The sequence below is a fragment of the Microvirga aerilata genome, assembly GCF_016743775.1.
In the GTDB taxonomy this organism is placed as follows: Bacteria; Pseudomonadota; Alphaproteobacteria; order Rhizobiales; family Beijerinckiaceae; genus Microvirga; species Microvirga aerilata.
In genome coordinates this window covers 33592-57736 of the sequence record NZ_JAEQMY010000011.1, presented here as the reverse complement: position 1 = coordinate 57736, position 24145 = coordinate 33592, and the positions used below count along the sequence as shown (strand labels likewise).

The following is a 24145-nucleotide window of genomic DNA, read 5'->3' as shown; positions in this document are numbered from 1 at the left end:
CACGTCGAGCGCCGGCTCATTTGATTGAGCCGCACCATGTCAGGCAGCAATACAGTCGATTACATCATCGTCGGTGCAGGTTCGGCAGGATGCGTTCTGGCGAACCGTCTTTCGCGGGATCCGCAGAATCAAGTCTGCCTTCTCGAGGCTGGCGGGAAGGACAACTGGATCTGGTTCCACATTCCGGTCGGCTATCTCTTCGCGATCGGGAACCCTCGCGCCGACTGGCTGTTCAAGACCGAGGCCGAAGAGGGCCTCAACGGTCGTGTGCTGAACTACCCTCGCGGGAAGGTTCTGGGCGGCTCCTCCGCGATCAACGCCATGATCTATATGCGCGGTCAGCGCGAGGACTACGACAACTGGCGCCAGTTGGGTCTCGAAGGCTGGGGCTGGGATGATGTGAAGCCCATCTTCCGCCAACACCTCGACCATTACCTCGGCGACGGCGAGCACCATGGTGCGGGCGGGGAATGGCGTGTCGAGGCGCCTCGTGTCCGCTGGGAGCTCTTGGATACCTTCATCGAGGCCGCCGTCGAGGCAGGCCTCCCCCGTGTCAGCGACTTCAACACGGGCAGCAACGAAGGCATCTCCTACTTCCACGTCAATCAGAAGAACGGGCGGCGCTGGTCGGCAGCGCGCGGTTTCCTCAGACCTGCTCTGTCGCGCGCCAACCTCAAGGTCGAGACCCACGCCCATGCCACGCGCATCCTCTTCGACGGCAAGCGCGCGACCGGCGTGGAATTTCTGCAGAACGGCACCTTGCATCGCATCACAGCCCGGAAGGAAGTGATCCTCTCCGCAGGGGCTGTTGTGTCGCCACAGCTCCTGCAGCTCTCCGGCATCGGAGATGCCGCTCTGCTGCAGCAACATGGCATCGATGTCGTCCACCACCTTCCCGGCGTGGGCGAGAACCTGCAGGATCATCTGCAGCTGCGCCCGATCTATCGGGTTCAGGGTGTCCGCACCCTCAACGAGGACTATCGCTCCCTGTTCAAGAAGGGCCGCATGGCGGTGGAATACGCCCTCTTCAGGCGCGGCCCTCTGACCATGGCACCGTCTCAGCTGGGAGCCTTCACCCGGTCCTCACCGGACTACGCTACCCCGAACCTCCAGTTCCACATTCAGCCCCTGTCCCTAGACAAGTTCGGTGAGGATCCGCACCCCTTCCCGGCATTCACGGCCAGCGTGTGCAATCTGCGGCCTGCCAGCCGCGGTACGGTCAGGATCCGCAGCCACAACGCGAGCGATCCTCCAGCCATCCGTCCGAATTATCTGTCGGCAGAGGAGGATCAGCGCGTCGCGGTTGATGCCCTGCGGATCGTTCGGCACATCGTCTCGATGCCCGCTCTACAGAAGTATCATCCCGAGGAATACAAGCCGGGTGCGCACCTGACGACGGATGAGGAGTTGCTCCACGGCGCTCGCGATATCGGCACCACGATCTTTCATCCGGTCGGCACGGCCAAGATGGGCCGCGACAGCGATCCCATGGCCGTGACGGATGCTCGCCTGCGCGTTCACGGCATCGAGGGTCTTCGCGTGATCGACGCCTCGGTCATGCCGGCGATCACGAGCGGCAACACCAATTCGCCGACCCTGATGATCGCCGAGAAGGGAGCGGCGATGATCCTTGAAGATCAGTTGCGGGCTCAGGCGCCTGCAGCGCGTTCGGCGTAAGTTTGGACGTGAGAGGGTTGCCGCAAGAAAGTAGGAGCCCACGGGCTCCTACAGATACCGGAATCGATCCTGGAAGGAAGAATTAGCCGGCAGGAGGCGTTTGCCGGCTAGCCGGCAAATGGCTCGAGGCCCATATAGCGGCCTGCGTCCGGTTCTTTGCTTGAATCTTCCGCAGAATGGCTTTGACATGCACTTTGACGGTCGCTTCCGTGATGTCGAACTTACGAGCAATGATCTTGTTCGAGTCCCCATCCATAAGGCAGCGAAGGATGACCGTCTCGCGAACGGACAGACCCTTGGTAGGCGCAGCCATCTCATGAGGCTCATCGGAGGCAGCCTCGTCCTTGCTCTCGCTGATCTGAGCCCTCTGATCCTGCAAAAGCTCGAGAATGGCACCTGGGAAGATTGCCTCTCCCAGCATGACGAGATCCAGCGATTTTACGAGAACCTCGCAGGAGATCGACTTCTTCAGGTAAGCATCCGCGCCGGCGTGAAAGGCTTCAAGCACTTGCTTGAGGTCGTATTGCTCCACCAGCATGATCACTTTCGCGGATGGGATCGTCTCTTTCAGCTTACGAGCCTGACAGCATGTCTCTTGGTGATCGCGTGTTGCATCGATGATCAGCACGACATTGCCGCCGCCATGGGCCTGCCTGGATATAGTCTCGTCGAGGGCGCCAGTGGCAGGTGATGGGGAATAAACCGTATCGGCCAGGATTCGTCTCAGGCCTTCTCTGAGCAGGGCATTCGGCTCAACCAGGAACGTCTTGATGGAAGCGGCGCTCGAAACCTCTCCTGAGAGCGGGTCGGTTGAGCGGGCGAGCTCCATGTATCGTGAATATGCGACGTCTTTAGACGAGGATGCACCTGGGTGAGGCAGACTATCAAGATCGTAGGTTTTCCGCATTGCAGATGCCTTTCTGGTCTTGATTCGATGATGCAGTTGGTAGAATTAACATAAAATTAGCTTATAGTCTTATCGAAGGCAATGATTACCCATTCAATTTGTTTTAATATTCTTTAACCGACGCATACACTACGTTATAAAGTTAAATACTGATCATCATTGAGCTTGCTGACTGACTATGGAGTCTTTCCGCGCCAGCCACTCTGCCACTCCCGCTCATGCGTTGCGAGAAAGCACGAGCGGCTCTGGAGGGGCCAGGTGGTCCTTGTCCGATCTATGAAGTGCGCCGATTTCGCCTGCGTGACGATGTCAGCCTATAAGGCTCTCATCAACGCATTCCCCTGGGCCGAAAGTTTCTCGCTCGACTGCGCCGAGGACATATCCGTGCCGCCCGCAGACAGGTGATTGACCGCCCACATTGCGGCTTGGGTTCGGTTGGCGACCCTGATCTTTCGAAGAATTGCCTTGATGTGCACTTTGACGGTTGCTTCAGCTACATCAAGTTTACGTGCAATGACTTTGTTCGGCGCACCTTGCATCAGGCAATGAAGAATCTCTGCTTCCCGTGTCGACAAGGTCCGAATAGGCGAGTCCTGTCCCTCCGCAGGCGGAGGTGTTGGCAGGGACGATACCTTGATTGCCGATGTCTCTTTGGATGGATCGACCTCCTCACTGAAGGTCGAGATTGCAGCGAGAAATGCTGCGGAAGGAAAAACAACCTCACCGAGCACGACAAGATCAAGATACTTGATCAAAGCCTCGCAGCCTGTTGTCGCGAGGCAGTATCCATCCGCGCCTGACTGGAAGGCCGACTTCATGTCTTCCAAGTCGAAACCGTCTGAGAGCACGACGATGCGAGCATGCGGATACTGCTGCTTCAGCGCCCAGACATTCTCCGCCAAACCATCGGGAAAAAGGTTGGTGTCGATGATGAGAAGCAGGGGAGACGTTACCTCCCATTGATCCTGCCTTACTCTCGTCAGGTCCTCGGGATGCAACTTGAAGCGTGTGCTCGAGAGAATGTGCTTCAATCCCTCCCTGAGCATAGCGTTCTTGCAGCCTAAGACTGTTGTGACCGGCAGGAGGTTTGACATCAGCGGGAACCTTTCGCAGAGGTTACCTCAAATTGTACAAATTAACGTCTTTTTCACCATCTCTAAAAAAGAGGTATGCACCTATGCTTAGGAGGTAGGCACGAGGCGCCTCGAGCTGGAGATCTCGCGGCCATAGCTTGGAGCCAAGGCCAGTAATCCAACGCCGTCTTACACATAGTACTATGTCATTGAGCGCAATATGATGTCGATCAGATAGCCGATGATTGTCTAAGAACCGCAAGCAAGATGCATCAGGGACACTCCCGAGCACCCGGCAATTCTGATATAAGCTGGCAAAGCTTGGGTTTAACTCTAATCCCTATGAGCGGGCATTCGCGCCTGTGATGACGCGATGCCATGCTGGGTTCTGCCGATCTTTTCTCGCGGAGCAGCGATTGTTCAGAGCCGAATGAACACAGCCTATGCGCAAACATAAGCATGGTTTTGAGGCTGCTTGGTCCGGCAGTTGAATCAGCGAGCGCACGCACTCAAGACTTCGCCCTGAACCCTCCTCGACCGGTCTAGAGCTGTTTCCCTTTCCATGGAATCAGCTCTCTTCTTGGCTGTGCCGCATTTTCAACGGTGAACCGGATCCACTTCACCTGAAAATGCTCTAGAAACCTCAAGGAGGGATCAGTTCTCCAACTTAGGGCAGCTTATTTGACGTTGGTTCCGGCAGCCGGCTGCTCCACCGTTTCAGCCACGGAGCTTGCGGCTGGCGCCGTCATGGAACTCAAGGCCACAGCGGCCAGAGGAAAGCCGCTCTCCTGCGCGCTGCTCATGAGTTCGATGGCTTTGTTCAGGTCGGCAGCAACACCGGTGCCGGACTTATACATGAGCCCCAGGCGGTACTTGGCCTCAGGAAGTCCTGCGCTCGCAGCCTGCTCCAGAAGGCTCACGGTTCGCTCCGGCGACGCAGCAACGCCAATGCCCTCCAAATAGGCATGCGCCAAACCGACCATCGCCTCGCTGTTGCCTGCAGCTGCAGCCTTCTCGAGCCCCGCGACGATCTCGGAGGTGAGTTCACCCGTGGGACGCAGAGCCAGGAAACGCGAGAGGCTCTGGCCGGCCGCGACATTGTCCTTGTCCTGCGCTGCGAGGCTGTACCACCGGACAGCCTGCCGCTGATCCTCTACTTTGTTGCTGCCGGCAAGCAGATTGGCGAGGTGAGTTGCAGCGCCGCTGTCGCCTCGCTCGGCAGCCACCTTGATTAGGTGGCTTGCCGCCTGGCGGTCTTGAATCCCACGCGTTCCGCGTTCCAGATCGAGCGCGACCTGGTATGCGATGCTCGGCTTGAGCTGCGCGGCGCGCTCGAAAAACCGAAGGGCGGATGTCATGTCGGAGGAACCTTCTGTTCCCAGAGCAAGAGCCCAGCCGATGTCAAGGAGAGTGCTTCGCTGGCGGCCCTCGTTCACGCCCTCGATCCATTTCAGAGCGGCATTCTCGTCGCGCTCCAAGCCGCGGCCCGTACCAAAACCGTAGGCGACGTGAGCCATGGCGCGCTCATGGCCGACCCGCGCGGCCCAGAGATACCACTCCGCCGCCTTTTTCGTATCGACAGGCACACCATCGCCGCGGTCATACATTCCGGCGACTGCAAGCACCGAGCTCGAAGCGCCCCGAAGTGCCTCGAAGCGGAACCTGCGCTCGAGCTTGGCGCGATCGTCGGCGCCCAGGACGATCTGGTTACGTGCCATGATCTTGGCGATCAGGCGCGTCGCCTCGCGATCGCCGCGCGACGATGCGATCTTGGCAGCATCAAGCCCGGTGACAAAGGCCGGTGTATCCATCTCGGCTGTCAGAGCAGCCTGCCCTAACCGAAGAAGCCGAGCCGTCGACATGGCGCGAAGCTGCGCCTGCGTGGGAGGGGTGGGAGCTTGCGCGGCTGCAGGCGCTGGCCGCGCAGCGGCGCCCTGGCTTGGAGCAGCCATCACAGAAAACGATGTGCCCGTGACAAGGCAGCTCAGGAGCAGGATATGAAGTGTTTTGTTCATTTTGTATCTCCTATGCACCCAAGGCAGGCGGACATAGTCAGCACGTCACCTAAATCGATCACCGCAAGCATCACTTTCGAGCGGCCCCTTCGGCAGTCTTCAGCCATTCCTGCGCAGCGCTGGCATTGACCTCTGTTCCAAAGCCTAAAGTCATGGCGAGGCTGAGGTTGTACATGGCCTCCGCATCGCCGGCCTGTGCCGCGCGCTGCAGCCATTCCGTGCTGGCACGGGCCGAAAGCTCGACCCCATAACCCGAAGCATAAGCACGGGAGAGCTCCTTCATGGCTCCCGTATCCCCTGCATCCGCAGCTTTCCTCAACCAGGCAGCACCCGCTTCAGGCTGCGCAGGAACGCCGAAACCGAGCTGCAGGCTGCGGCCATATTCACGCATGCCGGGCGCGAACCCTCTTTCTGCACTCTCTTTGAGGATCGCAAGCGCTTCCGCTCCTTCATTGCCGGGAACTGCGGCAATCCGGGAAAGGTCGGCAGCCACGCTGGCATCGCCACTGCGCAAGGCCTTGGACAGCCATCCGATGGCAGCGCTGGTGTTATGCTCACCCACTTGCCCGGACACATACCCACGCCCGAGATAGCGCATAGCCTCAACCCGTCCCGCATCGGCAGAAAGCTTGATGTAATCGACAGCCTCCTGCTTGCTTGTCGTGCCACCCACGCCTTCGACCATCACCCGGCCGATCAGGAACAGGACCGCAGGATCCCGGGCACCGGACTGAACCTCATTCTGCGCCCGCTTCAGCCACGAGCTGGCGCGCTCGACGCCCGCTGTCTTGTGGTAGGCCTGCGAGAGGTCGATCATGTCCCTTGCCGTACACACCGGCAGCGCCTCTGCTCGAGCGAGCCAGCGTGCCGCTTCAGCATCGTCCTTTGTTGATGAGGCAAGGGTGATGGCCGCCCGGGTGTTGCCCGCATCGGCAGCAGCCTTTCTCCACTCCAGGGCAGTCTTGCCCGTCGGTTGAAGCTGCTCCCCTGACTGCTCAGCCAGAGCCAGCATGGCCACGGAGTTTCCTGAGGTTGCCACTTTGTGCAGAAGCTGGATCCCCCTTGCGGCCTCCGTGCTCTGGCCGCGCTTTCCGACCAGCAGACGACCGAGCTCGAGTTGAGCTGCAGCATCGTTTTCCTGGGCAGCCTCCTCGAGAAGCTTGCGAGCCGCGATCTCATCGCGCGCTTCGCCCTCGGCGTTCATCAGCTTGCGGGCCAGCAGCACCAGAGCACGAGAACGTCCTTCTCCCGGCATCAGCGCAGCCGCGCGCCAGCGCTCCGCTGCCTTCTCGTCGACTGCTACGCCGTGCCCTGCGCGATAGGCATCGGAGAGCAGGATCATGCTCTCACGGTCGCCGCGCTCCGCAGCCTGGAGCAAGGCCGCCGTCATCCGTTGAGCTGCAGCCGGATCGCTTGTCCCTTGTGATGCAAGAGCATTGATGCTGCGTGCATGGCCTGCCTCGGCCGCACGCTCCAGCCAGGCCTTGGCTTGGGCGGAATCCTGGGGCACCACCGCACTGCATGTATAAAGATCGGCGAGCAGGCCCATGGCTTCGGGATTGCTGCGTCCGGCAGCTTCCTTCAGAAGCCGCATGGGCTCCTCGGATTGGCTTGCGGCCTGCGGATGCGCAAGCAAGAGTTTCGCCATGTCCGTGAGGGATCCGATGTCGCCTCTATCGGCAGCCCGGCGATAGAAGGTCAGGGCAGCCTTGATGTCCGGCTGACCGTCGATCCCGGAGGCGTGCAACCGCGCAAGCCCGACAAGGATGCTGGTCGTATGGCCTGGCAGGGCACTGGCTCTGGTCAGCGCATCAGCCGCCTTGGAAAGGTTCTGAGCCTCACCGAACTCGCCGCGATAGTGTCTTGCGAGCAGCTTGTAGGCTTCAGGATCGGCATTGGCGCCAGCCCGTTCGAGCCACACCACAGCCTTTCCCACATCCTTCGGCGCGCGATCCCCGAGCAGCAGACGCTCGCCCAGCACGGCCATTGCGCGGGGCTCGCCTGCCTCCGCGGCCCGCGTAAGATGCCCGATGATGATGTCTGGAGCAGCTTTGGCCCGACCTTCCAGATAAATCTCTGCCAATGCCAGATCGGCCTTGGGATCGCCCTGGCGGGCCGCCGCCTCGAACCATTTCATGGCCTCCGTCAGGCCGCCGGGCACGAGAGAGTCATCGCTCAGGATCGAGGCGATTTCAAAGAGGGCACGGCATTTTCCCTGCCCCAACTCTCCATAAAGAGTCTGCAAACCTAAATTGACGAGATCGCTTGTCGCGGCTTGAGGCACGTCGCCGATCCGTCCGCTCCGCTGGAGCCGAGCCAAGCCGATGATGCCGTCCACGTTGCCGGCAGCGGAAGCCGCTCGAAGCAGGCGTTCGGCTTCCGCCACGTTCGCTGTGCTGATCTGGCCCTGCTCATGAAGCTTGGCGAGCAGAACCGATGCGTCCATGTTCAGCATCGATACGGCAGTGGCCAAGTGGTACGCGGCCCGTTCCGGATCGACGGGCCCGGCAACCGGCTCGAGCAGGAGCTTGCCGAGACGGAAATGAGCCCGGCCTCTCCCGGCCCAAGCCCGGTCGGCCAGATCCTCAAGGAGCCTGCGCGCCGCGACAGGATCCCGCGCGACACCGGACCCTCCTTCGGAGTAAAGCACCGCGGCGTCGTACATCTCGTCCGGATCGGGAACGGGTTGGGATTTGTCCCATTTGCTCCAATCGCGCGTCAACTTAGGCTGGGGCAGCGGCGTGCAAATCTTGCTGAAATCCGCGCTAGGCGCCAAAGACCGGGTCAGCGGCACCTGAGCGTGAACCGGAGCGGCAAACATCATAAGTGCTGTTGCTACGGCTGCAGCACATACTCCCGGCATCCGCGGTGCAGTCTTGTTCAAGTTCGTGCCATTGCTGCGGATGAGGGTCTTCATCATCAAGCTCCGATCTTCCTTCGTACGTCCTGCATCCTGCCGTCCCGTCTCGCTCATTGTGCTCAAGTCCGATCAGCCTGGGCCGGATGCCACGACGGCTTGCTTTCCAAGCGCTTTCACAGCCTGCGGATGACCGGCTTGCGCGGCCTTCTCGAGCCACTCACGAGCAGCCAGCTCGTCTTTTTCCGATCCTGCCTGCTTATGCCGGAGCGCCAAGCGATACATGGCGGCAGGATGGCCGCTTTGCGCTGCCTGCTTGAGCCAGCGATCGGATTCACGCGAGTTCGGCTTCGCGCCGAGATCGTGCAGACGATAGAGCTCGAACATCGCATCCCGTGAGCCGACATTGGCTGCCCGCTCGAGCCAGGTTCGGGCGAGGGCTGGATCCGTCTGAGTGCCGACACCCTTCATCAAGGCCCGTGCCACCTCGATCATCGCAGGAGGCGATCCGGCCTCCGCCGCGCGAAGATAGGAGGCGAACGCACCTTCTGCATCGACAGTCGCACCCAAACCGGACAGTTTCGCGCTGCCGAGATGAACGTTTGCCTCGATCAACCCGGTTTCACCGGCCTGCGAAAGCCAATGTTCGGACATCTTGCTGTCGCGGGGCAGTCCGCCACCATACAGGTAGGCCGTACCGAGGCGCACTTGACCTTCGGGATCTCCCTGGCGAGCGGCCTGGGCGTAGAATTCTGCAGCCATACGACGATCCCGCGTCACGCCCTCGCCGCGAGCATAAGCATCCCCGAGTGCGAGCTGAACCTTGGTGTCGCCCGGTTCATCGCTGTAGATCTCACGATAGAGCGCCACGGCCCGAGCAGGATCGCGCTCGAGGGCGGTGCCATCGCGATAGGCCTTCGCGAGGATGAAGCGGGCTCCGTCGTGCCCGAGTTGAACGGCGCGTCGAAGCAGGGCTTCAGCGCGCACTCCATCGCGTTTCACGCCCGTTCCTTCCAGAAGAGCGGTCGCAAATGCCGCCATGGCCTCCGCATTGTTCTTCCGAACCAGGGCTTCCAGCGTGGAGGAGCCGTGCTGGATGGAGCCGGCATCGGGCAGCTTCAGGTATGCCAGCGCGATCCGGCTGGCCTGCCCGTCATCGTTGGCCATCACCTTCTCGGCCGTTGCAAGCCAGCGGCGCGCTGCACTCTGCTGCTCGGCAGTCGGCTGAACGGAAAGATACAACTCCGCGAGATGGAGAGCTGCCTCTGCGCTGCCGCTTTCCGCAGCTTTCCGGAGCGCCGCCTCGGCCAGTGGGCGCTCGCCACGGGCGAGATAGAGTTTCGCAAGAGCAATCGGCGCGCGGGCATCACCGGCCCGTACAGCCTTCTCGAGCGCTTCCCGGGCCAGATTGAAATGCCCTGGCCCTCCGGCGCGTGAATAGAGATCGCTCAGTTCGACCATGGCAGCGCCGCTGCCCGCGGCAGCCGCTCGACTGAACCAAGTTGCGGCAAGCGCCTGATCCTGCGGGACTCCCCTGCCCTCGTTGAACATCTTGCCGAGCCGGACCATCGCAATGGCGCTGTTGGCTTCGGCCGCCTTGCGATACCACTCCAGGGAGCGTTGCGCCTCCATCCCGGAGGAATGGGCGGCATAAAGGTCGCCAAGGCGGATATAGGCGGTCGGAGATCCGCTCTCGGCTGCCTTCTGGTACCAGCGCATGGCGTCTGCTTGAGATTGAGCGATGCCATTGCCCAGGAACAGGGCGTCGCCCATAGCAACCGCGGCCTTGACATGACCCCGATCGGCCGCGCTCCGAAGCCGCTCAATCGCGGTCTTTCGCGTGTCATCCGTCGCTGCGTCTCGGTAGGTCAGGGCCGAGCGCGCAAATTCGTACAATGCTGCCGTGTTGTCGCTGGCCGCAGCCCTGTCAAAGAGTTTGAGCGCGACCGGCACGTCACGGTTGATGAGAACCCCGTCGCGAAGATGTCGGCCCAATGCGATGAGAGCGGTTGCGTCGTTGTCCACGTGCTGGAGCGCCTCGGTGAGCAGCCCCTTCGCCGCTTCGCGCCCGTCAAGGCCGTACTGACTGCGAATCTCCGCTGCGAGAACCAAGGCGCGCGGCGCCTTGGTTTCGATAGCCCGATCAAGCCAAAGGTCGGCCGATTTGGCCGGCACGCTCAGCGCAGCCCCATTGTACGGATCTTCCGCGAGGATCATGGCCGCCTCGATGGAGCCGCGTTGCGCCGCCTTTTCGAAGGCAGCCCGAGCCTCTTGCGGCTGGCGCAGGGCCGATCTCGGATCGAGGCGCAAACGTCCCAGACGAAGAGCTGCTTCGCCATCCCCCAGATCGGAAGCACGCTGATACCACTCGACGGCAACGCTCAGGCGCTCGGGCCCCTCGCTCGTCGCACGGTAATGATCGGCCAGGGTTCTTGCGGCCTCGGATGATCCCTGCCTTGCTTCTTGGAAGAGGATCCGCAAGCCCTGCGTTGCGAAGACGCTTGCTTTCGCGGGGTCGCTCTCGAGGCGGGCCAAAGCAAGACCGGCAGGGCCATGTTCCGACCGCAGGGCAATCTGGTAAAGATTCTTGGCGCCTTCGATATCCCGCTTGCCGCCAATGCCGGCCTCCATCAGGCCCGCCAGAACGAAAGCCGCCTCATGGTTCTGCATGGCGGCCGCACGCCGCAGCAATTCGGCAGCCCGCTCCACCGACGCAGGTCCTTTGTCGCGCGCCAACAGCAGCTTTGCCCGTCGAAGGGCGGCAGACGGCCAATGCGCGCCGGGAATCGCCAAAGCCTGCTCGTAAAGGCGTTCAGCCTCGTCCAGCTGTGGCCGCTTGAGCGGATTCGTCTCGCTCACGGGCAGCCCATCCTGGAGGAGCTGGGCTCTCTCGACGAGAGCGGCAGGATCATTGCGCTGCCGTAACTGCTCGACCTTCTCCACGGCAGCGCGGAAAACGCTCCTCTGATCGGCCTCCGCCGTGCTCTGCGACCAGGCCGTCGACGCCGTCAGGAGAGCCGCCGACGCGAGAGTGGAAGCGAGCCATAGACTGATCCGCATCATTAGCGTCCCCAAAAGCATGTGGCGTTGCCGCCGACGAATTCATCGATGAGCGGACGATCGGAGCGGAGATTGCGCACGAACAGCGCCTTGAGCCGCTTGGTCGCGAGGCCGGGTCGATCCCGCGCCACCACGGGCTCAGCCCAAGCCATGTAGTGACGGCCATGGCTGCGCTTTGCCAGGAAGCCCATATCCTGGCGGCGGAAGTCCTGCTCGCCGCCCGGAATGTAGTTCTCGGACGCGTAGGCCATGACGACATTAGGCTCGACGATGCCGTTCAGCAGATACGAGACGATGCGGTCGAAGTTCACCTCGTTTTCACGATGACCGTAGAGGTCCGCTCCACGGGTCGCGGCAACCTCCGCCATTACGGCGAGGCTCGTCAGCGACTGGCGCATGTACCACAGGGCGCGGGCGCCGCGTCGCGTCTCCAGAGAAAGACTTCCGTCCGGGCGCGCCTCCTTCAAGACGGTGCGATAGCGGTCGTAGCCCTTGGCATACAGGGATTCGTCCCCAGTGACCGCACCCCAGGTCATCAGCACGCTGTCGGCCAGGTAGCGGTGGTTGTTGCGATCGACGACGCCGTCGAAGGTTCGATCGATCTTGCGCACAAGAGGGTCGATCCAGCCCGTGATGAGGCGCCTCTGGCCCTCGTCCAGCCCACGCTGCAGCACCGAATAGCCCACTATGGTCGGCAGCAGCACACGCTTGAGGGCATAATATGCGTCGTTCTCAACCGCCGTGTTCTCGAACGCCTTGGCCTTGGCCCAAGCAAGCAGCAGATCCCGCAGAGACGTCTCCGACGCCGTGTCTCCGGCAAGCGTTCGGCCGGTCATCACCATCACGGCCCATGCGTAATCGTTGGCAGCGCCGTCCGTGCCGTATCCTTCTGTCGCCTTGAGGCCGTCAATCGGCTTCAGGCTGCCCCACGATGGGTCGCGAGGTATGGCCAAGCAGGCGGCCCGTACGCTGGTCAGCGCCGGTTGCGCCAGGGCGGCACGACGGAGCTCCACATCGAAGAGGCCATGCACCTTCGCCTGGGCATAAGCAGGACCTGCGGCGACAAGGTTCAGGAGCAGGAATGCGAGAACGTGTTTCATGCTGCCCCTATGTGCCCTGGGATGTGCTGGAGAACGCCCGCTGCTGCACACTTCCATCCGTTCCAGTGCAGTCGGAGCCGCCTTGGGAGTTGAAGACATGAAGATCGGCGCCGTCCTGGAAGAAGCCCTGTTCCCGCAGACGGCATGCAACGATTGGCTTGGTGGGTCGGCAGGTGCTGGCAATGAGGACATCTGAGCGAGATGTAAGGCGCAAAACCTGTCCTTCCAGCCCACGAACGTCTCCACCGAGCAGACGGCGCGACTGCTTGACGAACTGGTTGGAGAACATCGCAAGCCCTGACACGCCCTGCGTGTTGATGCCGACGCCATTGGCGGAGAACCGATTGTGCCGGAGGGAGAGGCTGGTCACCGGGGCATAGGACCCGGCATCGGCATCTCGCTGCTCGCCTGCTTTTGCGTCGGCAAGATTGGCGATGTAGGCGCTGACGCCGGAGTTTGCATTCTCCTCGATTCTGTTGCCGTAGGCTCCGACGTCGATGCTGTTGCGCACCTTCAAGCCATCGCGCCTGTTTCCGACGAGATGGTTGTCGGTCAGAATGTTACAGGAGCTCTCGAAGACCGTGATACCATCCTGCGCGTTGCCGAAAGAGCTGTTGAGGTGGAGAACGTTGTTGGTGCTGTAGCGATCCAGGACGATGCCGGAACCCGCGTTGTCGAACGACAGGTTACCGGCAACCCAGTGATCGTCCACCTCGCGGGATATGGTGATCCCATGCCTCAGCTGAGTGCCGTAGACCGTGTTGTAGGCAATCGTGAGGCCCTTCGAACGGTCATGGGAATCCACGGCATAGACGATGCTGTCCCGGTACTCGTTGCCGACGACCTGAACGTCTTTTGCCTCATAGGCATGAAAGCCGAGGTAGAAGTTACGGAAGACATTGTCGACGACGATCCCCGTGGGCTGAGCCTGATCGCGCAGATCCGCAACCCGATCCGGTCCCGACGAGTAGGTGAAGCCATAAGACTTCGCATTGTCATACCCCATGGCAGTGAGCACGGAGGATGCCACATTGGTACGGCCGTCGCCAAACGTCAGAAGGAATGGGCGGAACCGGTCCAATCTATCCTTGTCCGACCAGGAAGGTTGCCCAGCCTTCTCGTCATAACCCACGATCTCCGCATCCACGACGTGAAGCTCGCCCGCATTGACGATGAACGCACCGGCATCCGCGCTCAACCGATAGGCTGTTGCGTCCAGGCGAGAGAGAAGCAGTGTAGCGCCCGGAGCGACAAAGATTGGAGCTCGCACGGTGACGAGGCCACGATCATACGTGATCAGGTCACGCGCATCGCTGCCCTGGAGCTGGCGAGCAACCATGCCGAGGGTCGCGACGCCGCTCTGGACGACGACGATCCGTGGAGACGGCAGGCCTTGGTAGCGGATTGCTTGTTCAAGACGGGTTGCACCGTCCTCTCCGTCATCGAGGAATTTGGAAATGTAAGGGTTGTGATTGGCAAAAGTGCTCCCCACCACGGCGCCGCTCGGCCATGGTGCTTTCGCACGAACATCATCGGCTTTCGCGAAGGTCCGAGGTGCCCGGATGCGATCTCCTGCGGCTGGCCCCGATTCCAATCTGACCATCGTGAGCCCGCGGCGGGTCTGGATTTCCTGGGAGGACTCGCCTGTTTCGCTGGCGTTCTGCGCCGCGATCTCTGCCTCTGCATCGCTCGGCTCAACTTTCGACGGAGTCAGGAGATAGCCGGCGCGAGCCTGGGCTAAATTCCGGAAGGCCGCACCTCTGGATCGATCGTCCTGGATCGAACGAATGAGATCTGCGGCCGCGATAACTCCATTGGGAAGAGCAGCCAGTTCGGTTGATAAATCGGCCTTGTCCTGATCGTTCGTCAGCTTGCCGAAGCTGCGCTTCAGCAGTGCATCCGGCATATCGCCGCGCTTACTCTGCTCCACCGCGTCCTTTGCTTCGGCGCTGACGATGAGCTCCTCGGCACGGACACGCATCATCTCATCGGCAATGCGCTGCTTGACTTCATTGGCCTGAGCTTTATTGCCCGCCTCCGCCAGCAGCTTCACAATGCTCAGGAACGCCTTGTCTCGCAACGAGGGCTCTTGACCATCGGCGGTCCGGGCCAACTCACCGATCGCACGGTTGCCGATATCGCCATTCCGCTTTTGCCAAGCCAGGCGGGCGATTTCGGTCCATGCCTCAACCTTGAATTCAGGGTTCTCGATACGCTCGGCCACGGACACCGCCTGCGCAAAATCGCCCGACGTGGAGTGGCTTCGTACAACACCGGAAAGAACGCGGCCCAGATCTTCGGCATTCGTGAGTTCGGACGTGAGATGCATTGCGCTGGCGACGTCGCCAGCTTTTGCCTTCGTCCGTCCGATCCCGCTCAATGCGTGTGAGCGGTGGTCCTTCTCCTGGATCCGAGGCAACAGAGCCTCCGCATCGGCCAAGCGCTCCTTGTCCGCCAGGCGCTTTGCAAGATCGCTCAGAGCAGACGATGTTTCGGACCCGGCTTCCATACGTTCGGCAAAGCGCAATGCGTGATCAAAGCGTTCCGCCCGCGTCAGCGCCCGCACCACATCGGGAAGGAGCGCCTTCTGGACCGCCTCCTTGGACGACTCCACGCTTTTCAGGCTTGTCGAGAACAGTTGATCGGCCATGCCGCCATAGCCGGACCGCGCGAGCTCGGTGGCAAGCGCCAGCTGAACGGAAACGCGAGCAGGGCCGTCCTGCATACGCTCAACGATCTCGGCGGCCTGAAGCGGCGTTCCCCGGGATATATGCTCCTTCACTATACCCGCGATGGCCTTGTTCTGTTTGGAGGAGTCAAAGGATCCTTGTGCTGCCGCAAGGGCCACGTCGAAGGCCTGCTGCTTGCCGGCAGCCGTGACCAAGTCGGAGAGCAGTTCGTCCCGCTCGCCGCTGTCCGACAGGGCAAGTGCCAGCTGGATGCTTCCCGGCAGGTCAGCGGCAGCCAGACGCCGCCGAGCTTCCGCCTTCAACTTGGCATCGGCAACCTTCTCCCATGGCGTTCCCTTGAGTTGATCCCGCGCTAGATCGTGGCGCGCATAGGCCCGGTCACGGGTGCGGGGGATCAGACCGATGGACCTGTTGGCCAGAGCAACCCCGGTCGGGCCCAAGCCGGATGCCAGGCGAGCCACCGCATTGTAGGCGCCGGCCTGTTCGCCGATCTCCGGAATCGTTGCTGCAACATCGAGAGCCAGGGATGCATACCTCAAAGCCCGGTCCTGAACGCCAAGCTTGCCGTAAGCGTGCGCGAGTTCCAGATAGGCCGCCGCGCGGTAGGCGGGCGACCTCTGCTCGCTTGCGATCTGGTGCAGGTTGACGCCGGCCTCGATCCGTTCGGCGCCCGCCTGGGGGCCGGTGAAATCGCCGAGGGAGGACTGCAGGAGCATCGACCCCAACATGTCGTGGTCCAAGCCATCGTCGCTCAGCCGGCTCAGCTCTGCTCGTGCACCGTCCCGCAATTCAGAGGAGCCGGAGGTGCTCTGGTTTGCGAACTTCTCAATCAGTTTAACCCGGGCCCGCGCAGTCTGGTAGAACCCAGCCTTCTGCTTGGCGTTGAGTCCTCCCTGCTCAGCGGAAAGGAATGCCTGGCGTGCTTCGTCGGCAAGCCGGGAGACCTCGTTCGCCTCCTGTGCCATGGCGCTGGATCCCAGCGCCATGGACAGAAAGAGGGCCGCTATGCGCAAGCCGCGACGACCGTCAGATCGTGACGATACGGTCATACTGATCCTCCAGACGCACGATGTCGTCTTCGCCGAGATAGGTGCCGCACTGAACTTCGATCAGATGCAGTTCCTCATCGCCGATGTTCTCCAGCCGGTGGACGTCGCCCTTCGGGATATAGACGGACTGGTTCGCGGTCATGACGGAGACATTGTCACCGACCGTCACGCGCGCGGTTCCCGACACAACCGTCCAATGCTCGGAGCGATGGTGGTGATACTGCAGCGAGAGGCGGCCCGCCACATCAACGATGATGTGCTTGACCTGGAAGCTCTCTCCGACGCGCAGCGACTCGTAAGATCCCCACGGACGGCGGACCTTGCGGTGCAGGCTCGCCTCAGGCCGCTTTGCGGCAGCAAGCTCCGCAGCCAACCGGCCGACGTTCTGCGCCTGGTCCAGCGATCCCACAAGAACGGCGTCGGCAGTATCGATCACGACCACCTTCTCGACGCCCATGACGGCCACCAGTCGAGAGTTTCCATGGACGTAGCTGTCGCGAACGTCCTGGAGGATCGTGTCGCCGCGCAGAACGTTGCCGTTTCCGTCCTTGGCACCGACATCCCAGAGCGCCGACCACGATCCAAGGTCACGCCACTCAGGCGCGACAGGCACGCAGACGAGACGCTCGCTGCGCTCCATGACCGCATAGTCGATGGAGATCACGGGCGCCGTGTCGAACTCCGCCGCCAGTCGAATGGTATCATTGCCACGCTGTGAATTGGAAAGGGCGCGACGGGCGCAGGCGAGCACCTCAGGAGCATACCGCTCCAGCTCCTCGAGGATCGTGCGGGCGGTGAACATGAAGATCCCGCTGTTCCAGAGGTGCTTGCCGCCGGCGACCAGGGTCTCCGCATCGGCCCGCTTAGGCTTCTCGACGAAACCCGACACCTTGAAGCTCGACTCGTTGAAGGCTTCGCCCGTCTCGATGTAGCCGAACCCGGTCTCGGGGTGAGTGGGGCGAATGCCGAAGAGCACGATCTGGCCCTGCCGCGCTGCGGCCGCTGCCTGCGCCACAGCCTGGGAGAACACCTCGGACTGCTCGATCAGGTGATCGCTGGGAGCCACGAGCATCAGCCGGTCAGGATCTTCTTCGGCGATCAGAGCGGCCGCGGCTGCGATTGCCGGACCTGTGCTGCGAACGCAGGGCTCGACGAGCAGACGGGCCGTGCCCGCACTCAGCTGGCCGATTTCACGCAGCGCCAGATCGCGGTGGTTGGTGTTCACGATGATCAGCGGCTCAGCATAGAGATCCGTGCGGAACCGTTCGACCGTCTGCTGAAACAGGCTGGTATCGCCAGAAAGCGCATGGAATTGCTTCGGCTCACTGGAACGCGAGACTGGCCAGAGACGGGTGCCCGATCCACCGCACATCAAAACCGGAATGATGTTATCCATTGTCGATCTCCAAATTTGTTGATTGAATTTTCCGGATAATCCCCGGAATGGATCATTGCTCGGACGTGACTCCAGCCAGGCGGCTCCCAGTGGTGGTTCCAGGCTCTTTGGCCTTCTTGGGCGCGTTCGCCACATCACTGTTTCCGCCGAAAACGGAGGCAATCCGATTACCGGCCCAGTTCATCGCAGCCTGAAGCTTATTGGCTGCCGCTGCAATGGACGATCCCGAGAAGGTATCGAAAACAACGGACACGGGCTGGCCTATGGTCGATGTTTCCAAATCTCTCCCAGGAGCCAACTTCACGAAGAACCGGCCGACCGAAGCATTGTCGTCCGGCAGGGTTGGAAGACGCTCGATCTGAGAGCCGCGGACGCGGGTACCGTCCGCATACTCGATCGTGGCACTTGCTCCACGGTAGAACCGAAGAACCTGATCCTGGGGAATGCTGGCAGCCACGTAAGGCGTGCTGGTCTTCTCGCGGAGGGCAAGAACCGGCATGCCCTCGCGAACGAAGTTCGATGCGCGGCTGTAACGCGTCTGCACCAGGCAGTTGCATGGGCTGTCGATCACGACACTGCTGCCCTGCGGCCCCTGAATGGTCAGGAGCGGCTCGCCTGCCTTGACCTCATTGCCGGTCGCAACAAAGGTCAGCTGCCCGTTGGAAGGAGCCGGCACATTCACGAGATCGGCGGTGATCTGGGCGGTTTGCGCCGGGATGAGGTACATCCTTTCGAAAACACCCATGCCGACGAAGCCGAGGAGGAGCAACGTTGCCGCGCCGATTCCCACATAGCCTGCAACGCTGCGCCCATGATGCGCGACATTGGCCATGAACCCCACGGGCTGGGGACGTTGAGGAACCTCGCGGGTCTTTCCTTCATTCCGACGCGAGACGACGTCCAGAATGTCGCCGGCCTCCACCACTTCTCCGGAGAGATAGGCATCGAGAATGAAACGAAGAAGGTTGTGCTGGCGCGGAGAAACGTCAACGAACCGAAGCCCGATCCGGCTGTGCTCCTCAGCGATGTAGCGAACCTCGGCGTTGATCGGCAGCGTCAGCTCATAGCCGCTGAACGGGAAGACGAGGGTAAGATCGAGCACGCGCCCAGGCTGGACGGACAAGGAACCGGCTCGCAGGCCAAGCCCACCCACCGACACGTCGACCACCGAGATCTGCGTTCCGTTATGAATGCATCTTACCGGAAGCCGGTAGCGAGGGTGTTGCCTTTGAACTTCGGCTTCATGCGTGATCTTCGTCATCGAACGGTCTCCAGGTCGGCATCGCTAGTGTTATGGAAAAAAGAGAAAGGCTCGCGGTGTCGGAAGCACATTCATGCCCCAGGCCAGCACAGTGACGAACGCCGCAAGCGAAAGGCTGTGCATGTAGGCTGACATGAAGTTGCTCGCGATCAGAGGGCGCTTTGCAGCTTTCGTCGCAGAAGTCGTCTTCTGTCTTGTCCACTTCTGACGATCCAGGCGGAACGTCACGTGGACTTTGACGAGCGATCCGAAGATCTGATTGAAGTAGAGAAGGAAGGGATAGAAGACCGATACCCGTGGACGCGAGGCCAACAGAGAGAGTGTCAGCACATATCGCGATGTGAGGATCCACAAGGCATATAGAAGCAACGCATATCCACTGACAAAGATCCCGGCGAGCAACGCAACCACGAACCCGACGATGGACGTCCACATGGACATGCGCTGGTCCAGAATGGCCCACCAGGTGAACAGCCCGATCCGCCGCGGTCCGAGGGCCAGGGCCCGTGAGTTCGTGCGCAACATGTTGCCGAACCACCGAACCATCAGCATCGCAGCCGCCGATACGAAGTTCTCCGATGGCGGATCCTCGACGGTCAGCACGACGATGTCGGGCACGTAGAGCATCTTGTAGCCGTTGCGGAGAAGCCAGAACCAGCTCGACTTGTCGTCGCCGGTGAGAAACTTGAAGCGCCCGAGACGCCAGTGATCGATGTAGTCGAGCTCTACCTGTCTTATGAACTCCGGATTGCAGATGATGCTCGCCCGGAACATCGCCATACGGCCGGTCAGAGTGAGGACGCGCTCGGAATAGCCCATGGACGACATGAGGGTGTGACGCTGGGCAAAGCGCAGAGCATACCACTCCTGGAAGATGCGGCTGCCGCGCACTTCGCTCAGCTCGTCCGTCGTCAGTGCGCCCACGGCCGGGTCGAGCTGAAAGAATCCGGCGCATTTTTGAATGAGATCAGGCGGCACGATGCTGTCGCCGTCGATGACGGCAACCACGTCGTTGTCCGCCGGCGTGCGGCGCGCGATGGCTCTGAAGCCATAGGCGAGCGCATCGCGCTTCCCCGTTCCGGCGATCCTGACGACGACCAGGTCGACCTTGTCCTGATCGCCGCAGATTGCGTGAAACAGAGCCTTCACGAGCCGTTGGTCGCCGGCCTCGACAACGGACGCGACGATCGTGGCCTTGCCTGGCGCGGCAAGGGCAGCCTCGAAGGCGGCCTTGTAGACGCGCGTGGTGACGGCACTATCGATGCGGAACGTCGTCACCAGCAGGAAGGCGTTGGGCGGATCCTGCTTGATGACCGCGCTGGCGGCTTGGCGCATGCGCGGGAAGACCGACTTGCGAAAGATGAGCGCACGGATGAAGTGCAGAAGCCCCCATCCGTAGCGCCACATCGCAAGGAAGCCGATGGTCCCGACTACGCCGGCGCTGACGGAGGCATATGCCTCCGTCGGGAGTGCGGCAGCGAAAGCTGCCACAGCCACGACATAGAGGATATGAGCCCCAACCGACTCGGAGAGCCGGATGCTGCTGGAATTACCAGCAGATTCCTTGATAAAGGTCACCTGAGCACCTTGCCTGGTCGATACGGACGAGATCAATGAGAGGCCGGTCATCACTGACGACGTCCATGAGCCGCTTGGCTTCATCGCGATTGCCGAGCACGAAGACTTCCGCGTGATCAACGACCTCGTTGATGTCTGTCGTCAGCAGCGATGCGAGGTGAGGCAGGTGAGCCTTCACGAACTGGAGGTTCGCCCCGGTCAGCTTGGAGACCTGAATGTTCGGGTCATAGATGCGGATGTCGTATCCGCGGCCGAAAAGACGCTCGGCGAGTTCCACCAGCGGGCTCTCACGCAGGTCGTCCGTCTCCGGCTTGAAGCTCAAGCCGATGATGCCGATCCGGCGCTTGCCGGTCGCGGCGACCATGGAGTAGGCACGGCGCAGCTGCTCTTCGTTTGCCTGCATCGTGGCGTCCAGGATGGGCGTCGGCACATCCAGCTTACGGGCAGCGAAGCGCAGTGCACGGAGATCCTTGGGCAGGCAGGAGCCGCCGAAGGCAAATCCGGGCTTGAGGTAGGCCTTGGAAATGTTCAGGCGGTTGTCGGCGCAAAGGACGTCCATGACGGCGTGACCGTCGATGCCGGCCTCTTTGCAGATGTTGCCGATCTCGTTGGCGAAGCTGATCTTGAGCGCGTGCCAAGCGTTGTTGGTGTACTTCACCGCCTCCGCCGTGCGGATCGACACGACCCGGGGCTCGACCTTGAAGATCTTGTGGATCTCGAGAAGACGATCCACCGTCATCTGGTCATGACGTCCAAAGATGATTGCGCCCGGATCGTAGTAATCGGCAATTGCGGTGCTTTCCCGCAGGAACTCCGGATAGTATGCAACACCGAAGCCCACGCCGGCCTGCCGGCCCGAAGCACGCTCCAGCGCCGGCAGAACGATGCTTTCCATCGTGCCCGGCAGGATGGTCGAGCGCATGACCACGGAGTGGAAGGAGTTCTTCTCCCGGATTGCCGCGCCGATCTGCTCGGCGGCGGCCGTGACATAGGCCGTGTCGAGCGAGCCGTTGGAACGCGACGGAGTTCCGACGCAGACGAAGGAGATATCGGTCCCGTTTACGGCCTCGCGCACATCGCTGGTCGCGGTGAGGCGCTTGTTGCGGATCCCGCTCTGGATGAAGTCGCTCAGCCCAGGCTCGACAATCGGGCTGATGCCCGCATTGAGAGGCTCGACCTTTTGAGGGTTTGGATCGACTGCAATGACGTTATGGCCGTCATTGGCTAAGCATGCCGCCGAAACAGCTCCTACGTAGCCAATTCCAAAAACACTAATTTGCATTAGGCTGTTCCTGCTGAATGACAGTGAAATCGAGGCGCGAATGCTAAAAGGCGCCGGGTACAGCCCAATAAATACTACTGCTCCATTTAAAAGCTCGTCACTATTTCGGCTGGAGAGATACCCCCTAGGGATAAGCAAAGCATTACTCCTTCTAAAGGCCAGATTTAGCTCAAAAGAGCCCCTGTTCCCTCTTGAAGGCCCTCTTGTCCGAAGAGCCGGCACTGGACCGAGCAAGACGAGCAGCCGATCTGCGCGTGAAGAGTTCGCTTCCTGTTTAGCGTCCGATGCTCCAGCCATCCACCCGACACGCAACACAATCCAGGAACGGAAAACCGCGATCCGCTACGGCGTGTACGAGGGAGACACGATCACCCATGTGTTTGCAGCCAACAGGCGTGACCTTGATACATTTCTACCTCTTTCGGAGGCAGCTTAATCCAAGCGCTCCTAATCCTTTCGGTCCCGGGTTTGCAGGGCAGGCTCAGCCCCCCGCACGGCACCGAACATGCAACTTGGTTCATCGGTCATGGAGCAGCGGCGCTGGCGGCACTCACCTGAAGTGCAGGAGGTCGGATCGCGAGGTTCCTTTGCAGCAACGTCGTCGAGAGCGTCACTTGATATCATGACTCTTGCGCAGACAAGAGAATACAGTCCGGGAATTGCGTGTACTGCCCCTGAAGCGCGCCGCAAATTCAGGCTTATTTTCCATTTTTATGGAGAGCCGATCGGCGGCTGACACGATGTTGCCTTATTTTCCCAACACAGATCAAATCGCTCATGGGGCGATGCATAAGTGTTCGATTCAACACCATGAGACATTCGATATCTTGTTAAGCAAATAGATAAAAGCGTCATATAACTTTCTGGTCTGTCTCTTACGAGTAAAACAAGAGCGGCCAACACCAATCAAGAAGCCTCCATACTGAGGCTCGACTACTTTTGGGGCTTACATCGATGGCTTTGAATCCTGCGGCCGATCCAAGCGGCAATTTTGACTTGTCCAACTGGAAAATCACCCTTCCGGTGGATCAGAACGGCACCGTCATCGGCACGGCCTTTGAAATAAAAAGCCTCAGCGGCTATCAGGATTCAAAGTATTTCTACACTAGTTCCGATGGAGCCATGGTTTTCAGGGCGGCCGTTGATGGAGCAACAACAAGCGGCTCGAAATACGCTCGCTCCGAACTCCGTGAGATGAACGGCTCCGACCGTGCCGCTTGGAGCATCAAGCAGGGCGGCTCCATGTCGGCAACCCTGGAAATCGACGAAGCTCCCATCCGTCACGATGGCTCCAACGGTCGCATCGTGGTTGGGCAGATCCACGGTCAGGACGCGGAGCTGACCCGGCTGTACTGGGAGAACGGTACCGTCTACTTCGTGAACGACCATGGAGGTTCGACCGGACAGGAAACCGCCTTTCGGCTGAAGAACAGCGCCGGCAAGACACCGGACATTTCACTCAACGAGAAATTTTCCTATACCATTTCCGCTTCGGCCAATCGGCTGAAGGTCAGCGTTTACGCCGATGGCGAGGTCTATACGGCCACCGACACCATCAACAGTTTCTGGAACACCGACGCCTTCTACTTCAAGGCTGGTACTTATCTTGGCGTGAATGAAACGCAGGGCACCGGCTATGGCCAGACCTCGTTTTATGCCCTTAAGTTCGATCACGCCGGCACTGCTTCCGAGCAGAGCACGCTGCCGAAAACGGTCAAGACGGTTCTCGGCACCAACAGCAGCAATAAGCTGACGGGCTCAAGCCATAACGACAGGATCGACGGCAAAAGCGGCAACGACACGTTATGGGGCAAGGGCGGCAAGGACATTCTTGTCGGCGGGTCCGGCAGGGACGCTTTCACCTTCGACCTCAAACCCAGCGCGAAGAACGTCGATCTGATTCTGGATTTCAGCGTCAGGAACGACACGATCCGGCTCAACGATCTGGCGTTCGACACGCTTGATCACGGCAAGCTTGCGTCAAGCAGCTTCGTCATCGGCGACAGAGCTTTGGATGGCGACGACCGGATCATCTACAACAGAAAGACCGGCGCGCTGCTGTACGATGCCGATGGATCGGGCGACGGCAAGGCAATCAAGTTCGCCACCATCGATGAGAAACTGAAGATGACGGCAGCAGACTTCGTCGTCATCTAGCTCACTTCACGGCATCCTTGCCCAAAGAACTCCGCTCGGGCGA

General features: G+C 60.8%; 13 protein-coding genes. 2 read left to right on the top strand and 11 right to left on the bottom strand.

The window, feature by feature from the left end; all coding sequences use genetic code 11:
* The first annotated feature begins 36 nt into the window (after positions 1-36).
* Positions 37-1677, top strand: a complete 1641-nt coding sequence (locus JKG68_RS09910) for a GMC family oxidoreductase (RefSeq protein WP_202058804.1) — start codon at positions 37-39, stop codon at positions 1675-1677.
* A gap of 82 nt (positions 1678-1759) precedes the next feature.
* Here the strand turns inward: JKG68_RS09910 and JKG68_RS09905 are convergent, their stop codons facing one another.
* The 11 genes from JKG68_RS09905 to JKG68_RS09855 form a co-directional block, all read right to left on the bottom strand.
* Positions 1760-2506, bottom strand: coding sequence for a response regulator transcription factor (locus tag JKG68_RS09905; protein ID WP_202058802.1), 747 nt, complete (start codon positions 2504-2506; stop codon positions 1760-1762).
* Positions 2507-2898: 392 nt separating this feature from the next.
* Entirely contained in the window at positions 2899-3678 is a 780-nt protein-coding gene (locus JKG68_RS33350) for a LuxR C-terminal-related transcriptional regulator (protein ID WP_246515276.1), read from the bottom strand.
* Positions 3679-4334: 656 nt separating this feature from the next.
* Positions 4335-5672 (bottom strand): tetratricopeptide repeat protein, encoded by a 1338-nt coding sequence (locus JKG68_RS09895; protein ID WP_202058800.1) that lies wholly within the window; start codon positions 5670-5672, stop codon positions 4335-4337.
* Positions 5673-5742: 70 nt separating this feature from the next.
* Entirely contained in the window at positions 5743-8592 is a 2850-nt protein-coding gene (locus tag JKG68_RS09890) for a tetratricopeptide repeat protein (RefSeq protein WP_202058798.1), read from the bottom strand.
* Between the two features lie 69 nt (positions 8593-8661).
* Positions 8662-11592, bottom strand: coding sequence for a tetratricopeptide repeat protein (locus JKG68_RS09885; RefSeq protein ID WP_202058796.1), 2931 nt, complete (start codon positions 11590-11592; stop codon positions 8662-8664).
* Positions 11592-12689: an alginate lyase family protein gene (locus JKG68_RS09880; protein ID WP_202058794.1), complete on the bottom strand. Its 1098-nt coding sequence runs from the start codon at positions 12687-12689 to the stop codon at positions 11592-11594. Before JKG68_RS09880 ends, JKG68_RS09885 begins: the two co-directional genes overlap by 1 nt.
* Before the next feature lie 7 nt (positions 12690-12696).
* On the bottom strand, positions 12697-16428 hold the full coding sequence (locus JKG68_RS09875; protein ID WP_202058792.1) for a right-handed parallel beta-helix repeat-containing protein: 3732 nt from the start codon (positions 16426-16428) through the stop codon (positions 12697-12699).
* Entirely contained in the window at positions 16406-17824 is a 1419-nt protein-coding gene (locus JKG68_RS09870) for a mannose-1-phosphate guanylyltransferase/mannose-6-phosphate isomerase (protein WP_202058790.1), read from the bottom strand. Before JKG68_RS09870 ends, JKG68_RS09875 begins: the two co-directional genes overlap by 23 nt.
* Before the next feature lie 52 nt (positions 17825-17876).
* Positions 17877-19085: a PilZ domain-containing protein gene (locus tag JKG68_RS09865; RefSeq protein WP_202058788.1), complete on the bottom strand. Its 1209-nt coding sequence runs from the start codon at positions 19083-19085 to the stop codon at positions 17877-17879.
* A gap of 30 nt (positions 19086-19115) precedes the next feature.
* The gene (locus JKG68_RS09860; RefSeq protein ID WP_312890767.1) at positions 19116-20663 is read right to left on the bottom strand and encodes a glycosyltransferase; all 1548 of its coding nucleotides are present in this window, start codon (positions 20661-20663) and stop codon (positions 19116-19118) included.
* Entirely contained in the window at positions 20635-21945 is a 1311-nt protein-coding gene (locus tag JKG68_RS09855) for a nucleotide sugar dehydrogenase (protein ID WP_202058784.1), read from the bottom strand. The genes JKG68_RS09860 and JKG68_RS09855 overlap by 29 nt, the downstream gene beginning before the upstream one ends.
* Before the next feature lie 960 nt (positions 21946-22905).
* Between JKG68_RS09855 and JKG68_RS09850 the strand changes: the two genes are divergently transcribed.
* Positions 22906-24102, top strand: coding sequence for a polysaccharide lyase family 7 protein (locus tag JKG68_RS09850; RefSeq protein ID WP_202058782.1), 1197 nt, complete (start codon positions 22906-22908; stop codon positions 24100-24102).
* The last annotated feature ends 43 nt before the right edge of the window (positions 24103-24145 follow it).